Below are 12,845 nucleotides of genomic sequence, written 5' to 3'. Positions count from 1 at the left end.
TTTGTGCTGTTTTGTTGCTTTATGGTTTTATTTTAACTTCACTTGCCACATTTGTCAATATTTTTGTTGGCATTTTTTGTACTTTTGAGAGTTTTTGTGAATTTATTTCGTTGACTGATATATTTTCATATTGTAAAATAGAAATTGTAGGAAGGAGATTCAAAATGGGGAAATTAATTGCCGCTGAGCGACAAAAAGAAATTTTGAAATTGCTGCATGATAATGGCAGTGTTAAAATCGGACAGCTGGCCGAACAATTTCAGGTTTCCAGAGAAACAATTCGAAGAGATCTGTCCTACCTGACAGAAATCGGTGCTGCCCAGAGAAGCCACGGCGGTGCTACATCAATTTATGAATTCGGAACAGTTCCAATCGAAACTCGTATCAACAAAGATGCTGACATTAAAACAAAGCTTTGTGAAAAAGCACTGGAGTTTATTCCTCAAACCGGAGTTATCTACCTGGATGCCGGCAGTACTATTGTACATATGGCAAAACTTTTAAGTCAGCGTTCCGGATGTACCATCGTAACCTGCTCCTTAAGTGCAGCAAATGTACTAATTGGCAGTGACAATACAACTATCATTACAGGCGGACAGCTTAATCCTGGGAATATGTCTGCAGAAGGTTTTCAGGCAACAAACTTTATCAACAATCTGAAAGTTGCTGTTTCCTTCCTTGGAACTAATGGATTTGAACAGCATAAAGGACCTGCTGTATCTGATTTTTCCGACGCACAGACTAAACAGGCCATTATTCCCAATTCAAAACTGAATGTTGTAATCGCAGACAGTTCCAAAGCTTGTGCATCTGCCCTTATTCAATATGCCAGCTGGAGAGATATTGACTATTTTATTACCGATAGTAACCTGCCAAAACCTCTATACGATTCTATTAGAGAAATGACTAAAGTTATTCTTGTAGATCTGTAGAGTATAAGAAAAAATGAGAATAGAAAAAGGATTCAGCAATTTTGCTGAATCCTTTTTCTATTCTCATTTTTTGAATTAAATATATCTTGCAATAACTTCTTTTACAGTTGTCATTTTATTGTATTTCCATGCATCTGCGCCACAAAACAGCAAAGCATCATCGATTTTGCCTTCTACAGCATTAATTAATCCTTGTGAAATACAATAAACTGTCTCTTTCACATTACATTTTTCCATACACTGATAGCAGTGCTTTGGAGCGATCCGACCTTTTTCTTGTATCATTGTCATAAATTTATTACGAATAGCTCTTCCAGGCATGCCTACAGGACTTTTTACGATTATAATATCATCTTTTTTACAATTAATATATGTATCCTTATATGCCTGACTTGCATCACATTCTTCTGTCACAACAAAAGGAGTCGCAATCTGAATACCTGAAGCTCCCATATCCATATAATGCTGCATTTCTTCCTTGCCGGAAATTCCACCAGCAACAATAACCGGAATATTCTTTCCATATTTCTCTTCATATGGTTTTACCATCTCTAAAATCTGTCGAATATTCTCATCGTGTTTTTCATTAATCTGCGGATCCATCAGTTCTTCATATTTAAATCCCAGATGTCCTCCTGCTTTAGGACCTTCGATAATCATTGCATCTGGTGCTATATGATGTTTTTTATCCCACATTTTCAAAATAACTCTGGCAGATTTTGCAGGAGATACAATTGGTACCAGCTTGGTTTCACTTCCTTTTGCTATAGCGGGAAGTTCAGTCGGAAGCCCTGCCCCTGTAATGATCAAATCAATTCCATTTGCAATGGATTCTTTCACATAGGCAGCATAATTTTTTGTTACTGCCATAATGTTAATTCCCAGGATTCCTCCACCAGCAATTTCTCTTGCACGCTCAATATGTTTCCCAATAGCTCTTAAGTTTGCTTTTTGAGGATTTTCCATAAAATCAGGCTCTTTATATCCTATCTGTGCAGCTGATAAAACACCAATTCCGCCTTCCTTGGCTACCGCTCCAGCCAGAGAACTAAGACTGATACCAATCCCCATTCCCCCCTGAATAATCGGAACTTTTGCTGTAAGATTTCCTATTTTTAATTCTTTCACAAACAACCTCCATTAAAATTTACGGAAGCGCTCATAACGCTCTGTCACAATTTCTTCTGGTGTCTTTTCATCATATTTTGAAATGAACTCACCAATCATCTGTTTTAGTTGTTCAGAAATATCCATGATATTTTCAACAGATGCAGGTTCAGGTTCCGCAATGATTTGCTCAATAATTCCCAGTTCTTTTAAATCCTGGGCAGTGATTTTCATAACCTTTGCTGCTTCTGATGCACGGTTTCCATCCTTCCACAAGATAGCTGCAAATCCCTCCGGAGAAAGAATAGAATATGTAGAATTTTCTAAACTCCACACTTCATTTCCTACTGCCATGGCAAGGGCTCCACCACTTCCTCCTTCACCAATCATTATAGACAAAATCGGCACTTTAATATTTGACATTTCAAATAAATTTCTGGCAATTGCCTCTCCAACACCACCTTCTTCTGCCTCAATTCCGCAGAATGCACCTGGTGTATCAACAAACAAAATAATCGGACGATGGAATTTTTCTGCTTGCTTCATCAATCGCAGAGATTTCCTATATCCTTCTGGAGAAGGCATACCAAAATTTCTTTTAATATTCTCTTTTGTTGAACGACCTTTCTGCTGTCCTATAACAGTTACAGGTCTTCCACCGATAGAAGCTAAACCTCCTACGATTGCTTTATCATCACCAAACAATCTGTCTCCATGTAATGACATGAAACGATCAAAAATCGTAGAAATATAATCAAGGCTTGTTGGACGTTCTGCAGATCTGGATATCTGAACTCGTTCCCAAGGTGTAAAATTATTGCTCATACTCACAACTCCTTATCACAGTAGCTAACACTTTTCGCAGATTTTTACGTTCTACAATCTTATCAACAAATCCATGATCCAGCAGAAATTCTGCACTCTGGAATCCCTCTGGGAGCTTCTGCCCTATGGTTTGCTCAATAACCCTTGGACCTGCAAATCCGATCAAAGCGCCCGGTTCCGCCAGAATTACATCTCCAAGCATTGCAAAACTTGCTGTAACACCTCCGGTAGTCGGATCTGTCAGAACAGTAATATATAACAATCCTGCCTCATCATGTTTCTTAAGAGCTGCAGAAGTCTTTGCCATCTGCATTAAAGATATAATACCTTCCTGCATTCTGGCTCCTCCCGAACATGTAAATATAATTACCGGAAGTCTAAGTTCAGTGGCTCTTTCTACTGCTCGAGCAATTTTTTCACCAACGACCTCTCCCATACTTCCCATCATAAAATCTGCTCCCATAACAGCAATTACAACATCTTTTCCGCAGATCTGACCTCTTCCGGTAACCACTGCCTCATTAAGATTTGTAGTTGACTGCTGACGTTCTAATTTTTTCTTATAACCTGGGAATTTAAGAGGATCACTGGTTTCCATTTTTTCATCCCACTCCTGGAATGTATCTTTATCCAAAACCATTGCAATTCTTGTCTTTGGCCGAATCCTGAAATAGCTTCCGCAAAATGGACATACATAGTAATTTTCAATAACATCTTCGTTATAAACCGGTTTTCCACATTCATTACATTTCTGGAACAATCCATCCGGAGTCTGAAATTCCAATAACGTATCTTTTGCCTTTCGGATTTTTTCCGCCTGTTTTTTCTCCTGAGGCGTTAACGTCCTTTTTTTAAACATCTCTTTTAATGACATAGTATCTCACCTGGCTTTCCTTGCTCTAGTTCTCAGCATTTTCTTCCAGTGATTTCTGGAATCTCTCAATAAATCCTGTATCAACATTACCTTCTAGAAAATCTTTATTATTAATGATCTCATACTGGTAATCAATATTTGTCTTGATTCCTTCAAGAACTAGCTCACCCAATGCATTTCGAAGTTTTCTTAATGCCAGTTCCCTGTTCTTATCATATACGATCAATTTAGCCACCATAGAATCATAATATGGCGGAATTTCATACCCTGAAAACAGTGCTGAATCAATTCGTACACCTTTTCCACCTGGAAAATGAACATTTGTTACAGTTCCAGGACTTGGACGGAAATTATGCTCTGTATCTTCCGCATTGATTCGAACCTCAATGGCATGTCCGCGAACCTGGATTTCATCCTGACTGTAGGTCAGATGCTGACCTGCTGCAATACGGATCTGCTCACGGATAAGATCAATTCCTGTTACCCACTCTGTAACAGGATGCTCAACCTGTATTCTTGTATTCATTTCAATAAAGTAGAATTCTCCATGCTTATCCTTGAGAAATTCAATAGTACCAGCACTGTAATATCCTGCTGCCTTTGCAGCACGCACTGCTACTTCTCCCATTTTTTCTCTCAGCTGAGCATCAATTGCAGGTGATGGTGATTCTTCAATCAGTTTCTGATGTCTTCTCTGAATGGAACAGTCACGTTCACCTAAATGGACAACATTACCGAATTTGTCTGCAAGAATCTGAAATTCAATATGTCTTGGATCCTCAATATATTTTTCAATATACATGGTTCCATCAGCAAAAGCATTTTCCGCTTCAAGTTTGGCTGTTTCAAATGTATGTACAAATTCTTCTGAAGAATAGCACACACGCATTCCTTTTCCGCCACCTCCGGCAGAAGCTTTTATCATAACAGGATATCCCATATCATCAGCAATTTTCTGTCCTTCTTCTGCTTCATATACCGCATCTTTTGTTCCCGGAACGACTGGAACTCCTGCATCCATCATAGTCTTTCTTGCAGCTGACTTATTTCCCATTTTATCGATAATTTCAGCTGATGGTCCTATAAATGTTATATTACATTTCTCACACATTCTGACAAATTTACTGTTTTCAGATAAAAATCCGAATCCAGGATGAATTGCATCAGCACCAACTGCCATCGCTGCACCAACAACTCTTTCCATATCAAGATAGCTTTCTTTTGCCGGTGCTGGCCCGATACATACAGTTTCATCAGCAAGCTGTGCATGTAATGCATCTTTATCTGCTTCTGAACAAATCGCTACAGACATAATATCCATTTCACGGCACGCACGGATAATACGAACAGCAATTTCTCCTCTGTTTGCAATTAATATCTTCTTAAACATTAAGATACACCCTCTCTTATCCAATCATAAATGTGATTTCACCAGATGCAACAACTTTTCCGTCAACCTTTGCTGTCCCTTTTCCAACACCAACAGGTCCTTTTATCTTAACCATTTCAACTTCCAGTGTCAGCACATCTCCCGGTACTACTTTTCCACGGAATTTTGCTTTGTTGACTCCCCCAAGGAAAGCTATTTTCCCTTTATTTTCTTCTGCTGAAAGTGCACATACTGCTCCTGCCTGTGCCAGTGCTTCAATAATCAGAACTCCCGGCATTACGGGTTCCTGAGGAAAATGACCAGTAAAAAATGGTTCATTATAGCTGACACATTTTTTAGCAACAATACGTTTCCCTACTTCCATTTCTTCCACACGATCCACAAGCAAAAACGGACTTCTGTGAGGAATAATGCTCATTATTTCTTTAATATCCAACATATAAAGCCACCCTTTCTATTGAATCACAACCAGCGGCTGTCCATATTCAACCATTTCACCGTTTTCAACAAGAATTGCTGCAACAGTTCCATCAAATTCACTTTCCACTTCATTCATCAGTTTCATTGCTTCTACGATTCCGATAACCTGACCTTTCTTTACAGTATCTCCAACAGATACGAAAGGTTCTGCTCCTTCAGAAGGTGCAGCGTAGAAAGTCCCCACCAATGGAGCCTTCACTTCATTTCCTTCAATCTTTGTATCGTTCTGATCTGATTCTGGTGCTGCTGGAACTGCAGCTGGTGCAGCAGCTGGTGCAGGAATTGCTTCTGCAGTAACAACTTTCGCTTCATTTTTAGCAATTCTAATAGAAAAATCGTCATTTTCATATTCAAATTCATCAACATTAGCTTCTGATACTGCCTGGATCAGTTCTTTCATTTCTTCGATTTTCATACAAATCCTCCTAACCCTCATACTTCTTTACAAGAAGTGTTGCATTATGACCACCAAATCCAAGAGAATTACTTAAAACATAATTCACCTTACGATCTGTAACCGGTTCTAATGTATAATCCAGATCACACTCTTCATCTGGAACTTTTAATCCAACTGTTGGATGAATATAATCCTCTTCAATAGATTTTACACATGTAATAAATTCAATGGCTCCTGCTGCTCCAAGTCCATGTCCGATCATAGATTTTGTAGAGCTGATCTTCACTTCATAAGCATGATCTCCTAAAGCCTTTTTAATTGCCATTGTCTCAAAAAGGTCATTTGCATGAGTACTTGTTCCGTGTGCATTGATATAATCGATCTCTTCTGGTTTTACACCGGCTTCTTTCATGGCAAATTCCATTGCTCTTGCAGCTCCTTCACCATCTTCTGCTGGCGAAGTAATATGATAAGCGTCACTTGTAGCACCGTATCCTACAACTTCCGCAAGGATTTCAGCACCTCTTGCCTGTGCATGCTCTAAACTTTCCAGTACAACGATTCCTGCACCTTCTCCAATAACAAATCCATCACGTTCTTTATCAAAAGGAATAGATGCTCTTTCAGGATCGTCAGAACCACTTAATGCTGTCAGTGCAGCAAATCCTCCAACTGCTACAGGTGTAATCGCTGCTTCTGTTCCTCCGGCAACCATTACATCGGCTTCTCCCACCTGAATAGAACGATATGCTTCTCCAATAGACTGAGTTCCTGTTGCACATGCTGTCACAACATTGATACTTTTGCCTTTAAGTCCAAATGTCAGAGAAACATTTCCTGCTGCCATATTTGAAATCATCATTGGTACTACCAGTGGTTTTACTCTATTTGGTCCTTTTGTCTCCAGAGTTTTTGTTGTCTGTTCCACTGTCTGGATACTTCCTGTTCCTGATCCGACAGATACACCGATTCTTGTTGCATCTTCTTTTTCCAGATCAAGTCCTGCATCTTCGATTGCTTCTTTTGTAGCCGCAACAGCATACTGTGAAAATAATTCCATACGTCTTGCTGCTTTTCGATCCATATATTCTTTTGGATCAAAATCTTTTACTTCTGCCGCCAGATGAGACTTATATTCGCTAGCATCAAAATGTGTAATTGGAGCAAACCCGATTTTCTGTTCCTTGATACCGCTCCAGAAATCTTTTACACTATTTCCCAACGGAGTAATAGCTCCCATACCGGTAACGACAACTCTTTTCATTTCTTTCATGTCTTTCTCCTTTACATTCCCATTCCGCCATCTACGCTGATGGTCTGTCCAGTAATATATGCAGCTTTGTCAGATGCCAGAAATGCAACTGTCTCTGCAATGTCTTTTGTCTGTCCCATTCTCTTCAATGGAATTGTACTTAAAATACTATCTTTCACTTCATCCGGTAAAACTTCTGTCATTTCTGTCTGAATATATCCTGGAGCTATTGCATTTACTGTAATTCCACGAGAGCCAAGTTCTCTTGCAAGAGATTTTGTCATACCGATAATTCCCGCTTTAGATGCACAGTAATTAACCTGACCTGCATTTCCCATAACTCCTGAGACAGAAGACATGTTAATAATGTGTCCATATTTTTGTTTCAGCATAATTCTTGAAACGTGTTTCATACAGTTAAAAGCACCTTTCAAATTGACCTCAATTACTTTATCAAATTCTTCTTCGCTCATTTTAAGAATCAGATTATCTTTTGTAATACCGGCATTATTCACAAGAATATCAACAGATCCGAATTCTTTCTTTACAGAAGTCATCATTTCTTTTGCTACATTAAAATCAGACACATCTCCCTGATATGCCTTTGCTGTTCCGCCTGCGGATGTTATTTCCTCTACCACAGCCTCAGCCTTATCCTTAGATCCGCAATAATTCACGATTACGGTTGCTCCATATCCTGCCAGAGTTAATGCAACTTCTTTTCCAATTCCGCGACTTGCTCCAGTTACAACTGCAATTTTTCCTTTTAACATTCCAAGATCTCCTTTACCTTTTCCAAATCTTCAACTTTTGCAATATTGATTGATTTTACATTACGATTTATTTTTCGCATGAATCCGCATAAAGTTTTTCCTGGTCCTATTTCAATAAATGTATCTGCTCCATCCTGGATCATCTTTTCTATAGATTGTTCCCATCGAACAGAAGAATAAACCTGTTTTCCTAACAGCTCTTTCACATCATCTTTTGATGTTACAAATTCCGCTGTTGTATTGGATACATATGGAACTTCCGAATCACACACTTCCACATCAGCCAGTACTTCCAGAAGTTTTTCCCCTGCTGGCTGAAGCATTGGTGAATGGAATGGTCCGCTGACTTTCAGCGGTAAAACACGTTTGGCACCTGCCTCTTTTAATGCTTCTCCCGCTTTGGCAACAGCTGATGTCTCTCCTGATATAACAATTTGTCCAGGGCAATTATAGTTTGCAATTGTCACAATTCCTTCAACACCTGGTAAAACCGCCTCAATCTCCTCTTTTTTCATTCCAAGAACTGCAGACATGGCTCCCTCTCCTGCCGGAACTGTATCCTGCATAAGAATTCCTCTCTGGCGTACAACTTTCACAGCATCTTCAAAGCTCATAACTTTACTGGCAACCAAGGCACAATATTCTCCAAGACTCAAACCAGCTGTCATGTCCGGTTTCAGCCCCATCTCTTCCAGTTTCTTTAAGATAGCCACACTGGATGTAACCATAGCTGCCTGTGTAAATTCCGTAATATTGATATCTTCATTTTCTTCAAAACATAATTTCTTTACATCAATATCCAAAACTTCATTGGCTTTTTCAAATACTTCCTTGCTGCAGGAAAAAGAATCATAAAAATCTTTTCCCATTCCCACATACTGCGCTCCCTGTCCAGGAAACATAAATACGATTTTACCCATAATCTCACCTCGCCAATTTGCAAATTATTTTGACTTTCAAAATATCGACTTCAAAAAATTGACTTATAACGCAAAGTTATAAGTCAATTCATCAAAATATTAATCTTCTACACCTTTGTCTTTTAAGTAGTTAATTACATCTTCTACAGTATTCAGTTCTGCAAGATCATCAGATGGAATTTCTACATCATATTCTTCTTCTAAAGCCATTACCAATTCAAATAAGTCTAATGAATCAGCTCCAAGGTCATCTTTGAAAGATGCTTCTAATGTAACTTCACTTTCATTCACACTTAACTGTTCTGCAATGATTTCTTTCATCTTTTCTAACATAATCATTCTCCTTCATACAACATAATTAGTTTGATTCTCAAAGTATACCTTTTTCTGCTACTACTTGTCAAGTTTTCTAGCTATATTACTTCTATATTATACGAAACAATATTAAAATATGCAAGTCTATCCAAGAGTACATTTCCAGTATTTTCATCAACATTTTTAAATATTTTTCGTCATGGAATTCAATGGCGGATATCTTTTCTTAAGGGTTCACAAAATTATCATATTTTTATCACATTTTCTTTTATTTTTACGTTTAAAGTAAGAACGAACTAAGCTAATTTTAAGGAGGTAGTATTTTGATAGAAGTAAAACATCTTGTAAAGAAATATGGCAGCCATCTTGCTTTAAATGATCTGTCATTTACAATTGACAAAGGAAAAATATACGGATTCCTTGGTCCTAATGGAGCCGGAAAATCTACAACTATGAATATAATGACAGGATATATTGGAGCAGACAGTGGAGAAGTACTGATTAACGGACATAGTATTTTGGATGAGCCTGAGATATCTAAAAAATCCATTGGCTATCTTCCAGAAATTCCTCCATTGTATCCTGATATGACAGTTATGGAATATCTTTCTTTTGTTGCAGAATTAAAAAAGATTCCTAAAACCGATAGAAAAGAACATATCAAAAAAGTCTGCAGCATGATTAAGCTTGATGATGTATCCCGCCGTCTGATTGGAAATCTATCCAAAGGTTACAAACAAAGGACAGGGCTTGCCGGAGCAATTATCGGATTCCCGGATATTATTATCTTAGATGAACCAACAGTAGGTCTTGACCCAAAACAAATCATTGAAATCCGGAAATTAATTCGTGAACTGTCAAAAAATCATACAGTAATACTTAGTTCTCACATTCTTGCTGAAGTACAGGAAATTTGTGATTACGTACTAATTATATCAAAAGGTCAACTTGCTGCCAGCGGTACACCTGATCAGCTGGAAGAACTCTCCCATGGAAAGGATTCTATTGAACTTACCATAAAAGCAGACGCTGAAATCATTCAGTCAACTTTTGACACGATTTCCGGCATTCATACTGTTTCCTGGACAGGGCAAAAAGAAAACTCATGTGATCTTATAATCGAGCCAAAAGAAAATGCTGAAACTCTATGTGAAAATATTTCTGTTCCTTTTGCATCAAAGGGAATTCCTATTACAAAAATCAACATTCTAAAGGCTTCTCTGGAGGATATTTTCCTTGAATTAACGGATCAGAGTCCAGAAGAAAAGAAAGGAGATAAATAAAAATGAAAGCAATCTATAAAAGAGAACTTCGCTCCTATTTTACATCTATGACAGGCTGTGTTTTTGCTGCCTTTGTAACTATTATTGGAGGAGTTTATTTCATGGTCTATAACTTAAACAGCGGTTATCCATTCTTCTCATATTCACTTTCCGGTGTTATTTTTGCGCTTTTGATTTGCGTGCCAATGCTGTCAATGAAATGTTTTGCAGAAGAGCGGAAACATAAAACAGAACAATTATGGCTTACTTCTCCTGTTTCACTGACAGAAGTCATCCTGGGAAAATATTTTGCAATGATATCAGTCTTCGGAATTCCTTGTCTGATTTTCTGCCTTTTCCCAATCATAATAAAATTACAGGGAAACGCTCATCTTCTGGTTGATTATTCATCTATTCTGGCATTTTTCCTGCTTGGATGTGTCTATTTTGCCATTGGAATGTTTCTTTCTTCGTTAACAGAAAGCCTGATTATTGCAGCTGTCAGCACATGTGGCGTATTATTTTTCTTATATATGATGGATAATCTTCTTGCATATGTGCCAACCAGCGCCCTCAGCGGGTTAATTATTATTCTAATTCTGATAACCATTATTGCCGGTATTGTTTATTACATTACAAAAAATCCTGTAATTGCCGGCGGAATTGAAGCAATAGGACTGATTGCTGGAATTGGTATTTATATTGCAAAGTCAACACTTTATGAAAATCTGATTTCCAATACATTGGAACATCTTGTTTTAACAGATGTTTTTTATAACTTTGCACAAAATTATATTTTTGATATTAGCGGACTTTTCTATTACATTTCCATCATAATCTTTTTTGTATTCTTAACCATACAAAGTTTTCAGAAGAGACGATGGAGTTAGGAGGAATATGACATGGATAAACTAAAAAAATTATTTCAAACCAACGGTTCCCGTAAAGGATCCTATAGCATTCTTTTAAGTGTCATTGTTTTCGGAATCCTTCTAGTAGTAAACCTGCTGATAGGTCAGTTACCAGAAAAAATCAGAAAAATTGATATCAGTGACACGAATATTTATGAAATTTCATCAAAAAGCCGCAAGCTGGTGAAAAATCTGGATAGTAATATAATATTTTATATTATTGCAGAAAAGGATAATACAGATGACAGAATCAAGACATTTGTAAACAAATATGCTGGAATGTCCGAAAAAATCAAAGTACAATGGATCGACCCGGTTCTTCATCCATCTGCACTGACTAAGTATAACACTGAAGAAAACAGCATTGTCGTCTCTTGTTCCAAAACTGACCGACAGCTTTCCATCTCATTTGATGATATTCTTGTATCTGATGCATCATACTATGGTACTTCTTCTTCCGCATCCTCCTTTGATGGTGATGGGCAGCTGACCAGTGCTGTAAATTATGTAACAAATACAAAAGAATATAAGGCATACTATACTTCCGGACATGGTGAGTCATCTCTTTCTTCATCCGTCTCCAGCTTGTTGGAAAAATCCAGGATCACAACTTCTGAGTTAAACCTTTTATCCGCTTCTTCCATTCCTGAAGATTGTGATCTTCTGATTTTAAATGGTTTAACCAGTGATTTAACAAAAGATGAAACAACTGTCCTGTCTAAATACCTGAAAAATGGTGGAAAAGTTGTTACCCTCATGGCGTATACTGACAAAGATATGGATAATCTGTATGGTTTACTGGAAGACTATGGACTTAAGGTAGCCGATGGATATATTGCCGATACAGAACGTTGCTATCAGGGAAACTACTATTATCTGGTTCCAAACCTTTCCGTAAGCGGTGACATGGCATCCGGTATCAGCTCAGCTTCCGTTCTGATGATTAACTCCAAAGGAATGACCCAGACAGACCCTGCACGTGATATAATTACCACAGAATCTTTTATGACAACATCCGAAAACGGCTATGCTATTACAGAAGATAATCAGAAACAGGGCTCATTTATTCTAGGAGCTACTGCCACGGAATCTGTTACTGTTAAAAACAGTAACGGAAAAAAAGTTGAAGCAGAAAGCCGCTTGACTGTATTTGGAAGTAACATGCTTATTGACGAACAGGTCACCAGCTCTTTTTCATCTCTGGAAAACCTGACATTATTTACAAATGCCGTAACCGGAAATCTTGATAATGCTGATAATATTTCAATTTCTCCTAAAAGCCTGGAAGTATCTTATAATTCCATTGCCCATCCAGGACCTTTTAGTATTCTTATCATCTTTATCATTCCGCTTGCACTGATCGTTGGTGGATTCGTTGTATGGTTTAGACGACGCAGAAGATAAGGA

The 12,845-nt window shown here is 37.9% G+C and carries 12 protein-coding genes and 1 pseudogene; 4 read left to right on the top strand and 9 right to left on the bottom strand.

Translation table 11 applies throughout. The features are described 5' to 3' along the window. Positions 1-164: 164 nt before the first annotated feature. A complete protein-coding gene (locus KTB61_RS06280) occupies positions 165-932 on the top strand; it encodes a DeoR/GlpR family DNA-binding transcription regulator (protein ID WP_075760105.1) in 768 nt (255 codons plus the stop codon). Positions 933-1,007: 75 nt separating this feature from the next. Here KTB61_RS06280 and KTB61_RS06275 read toward each other — a convergent pair whose 3' ends face one another. The 9 genes and pseudogenes from KTB61_RS06275 to acpP all read right to left on the bottom strand — a co-directional run bounded on the left by KTB61_RS06275 (position 1,008) and on the right by acpP (position 9,283). Next, positions 1,008-2,066 carry an NAD(P)H-dependent flavin oxidoreductase gene (locus KTB61_RS06275; protein ID WP_075760104.1) on the bottom strand — a complete coding sequence of 353 codons (1,059 nt, stop codon included), beginning with the start codon at positions 2,064-2,066 and terminating at the stop codon, positions 1,008-1,010. Between the two features lie 6 nt (positions 2,067-2,072). After that, positions 2,073-3,738: pseudogene (locus KTB61_RS13335) on the bottom strand (acetyl-CoA carboxylase carboxyltransferase subunit alpha). 25 nt (positions 3,739-3,763) lie between these two features. Beyond that, entirely contained in the window at positions 3,764-5,128 is a 1,365-nt protein-coding gene (locus KTB61_RS06265) for an acetyl-CoA carboxylase biotin carboxylase subunit (protein WP_216697042.1), read from the bottom strand. Between the two features lie 16 nt (positions 5,129-5,144). Beyond that, on the bottom strand, positions 5,145-5,567 hold the full coding sequence (fabZ, locus tag KTB61_RS06260; protein ID WP_075760100.1) for a 3-hydroxyacyl-ACP dehydratase FabZ: 423 nt from the start codon (positions 5,565-5,567) through the stop codon (positions 5,145-5,147). A 15-nt stretch (positions 5,568-5,582) separates the two neighbouring features. Next, entirely contained in the window at positions 5,583-6,023 is a 441-nt protein-coding gene (gene accB, locus KTB61_RS06255) for an acetyl-CoA carboxylase biotin carboxyl carrier protein (RefSeq protein WP_075760099.1), read from the bottom strand. Between the two features lie 10 nt (positions 6,024-6,033). Beyond that, a complete protein-coding gene (fabF, locus tag KTB61_RS06250) occupies positions 6,034-7,278 on the bottom strand; it encodes a beta-ketoacyl-ACP synthase II (RefSeq protein ID WP_075760098.1) in 1,245 nt (414 codons plus the stop codon). Positions 7,279-7,289: 11 nt separating this feature from the next. Beyond that, complete coding sequence (gene fabG, locus KTB61_RS06245; RefSeq protein WP_075760097.1) at positions 7,290-8,030, bottom strand: 3-oxoacyl-[acyl-carrier-protein] reductase; 741 nt, start codon at positions 8,028-8,030, stop codon at positions 7,290-7,292. Then, complete coding sequence (gene fabD / locus KTB61_RS06240) at positions 8,024-8,950, bottom strand: ACP S-malonyltransferase (protein WP_216697041.1); 927 nt, start codon at positions 8,948-8,950, stop codon at positions 8,024-8,026. The genes fabG and fabD overlap by 7 nt, the downstream gene beginning before the upstream one ends. Positions 8,951-9,049: 99 nt before the next feature. Beyond that, positions 9,050-9,283 (bottom strand): acyl carrier protein, encoded by a 234-nt coding sequence (acpP, locus tag KTB61_RS06235; RefSeq protein ID WP_075760095.1) that lies wholly within the window; start codon positions 9,281-9,283, stop codon positions 9,050-9,052. A 305-nt stretch (positions 9,284-9,588) separates the two neighbouring features. Between acpP and KTB61_RS06230 the strand changes: the two genes are divergently transcribed. Genes KTB61_RS06230 through KTB61_RS06220 form a run of 3 tightly spaced genes read left to right on the top strand, consistent with a single transcriptional unit; the run spans position 9,589 to position 12,842 of the window. Then, entirely contained in the window at positions 9,589-10,548 is a 960-nt protein-coding gene (locus tag KTB61_RS06230) for an ABC transporter ATP-binding protein (RefSeq protein ID WP_216697040.1), read from the top strand. A gap of 2 nt (positions 10,549-10,550) precedes the next feature. Beyond that, the gene (locus KTB61_RS06225; protein ID WP_075760093.1) at positions 10,551-11,417 is read left to right on the top strand and encodes an ABC transporter permease; all 867 of its coding nucleotides are present in this window, start codon (positions 10,551-10,553) and stop codon (positions 11,415-11,417) included. 12 nt (positions 11,418-11,429) lie between these two features. Then, on the top strand, positions 11,430-12,842 hold the full coding sequence (locus tag KTB61_RS06220; RefSeq protein ID WP_216697039.1) for a Gldg family protein: 1,413 nt from the start codon (positions 11,430-11,432) through the stop codon (positions 12,840-12,842). The last annotated feature ends 3 nt before the right edge of the window (positions 12,843-12,845 follow it).

Source organism: Anaerostipes faecalis (assembly GCF_018982945.1).
Taxonomy (GTDB): domain Bacteria; phylum Bacillota; class Clostridia; order Lachnospirales; family Lachnospiraceae; genus Anaerostipes; species Anaerostipes faecalis.
Note: the sequence above shows the minus strand (reverse complement) of the source record. Positions and strands in the feature narration are given on the sequence as shown.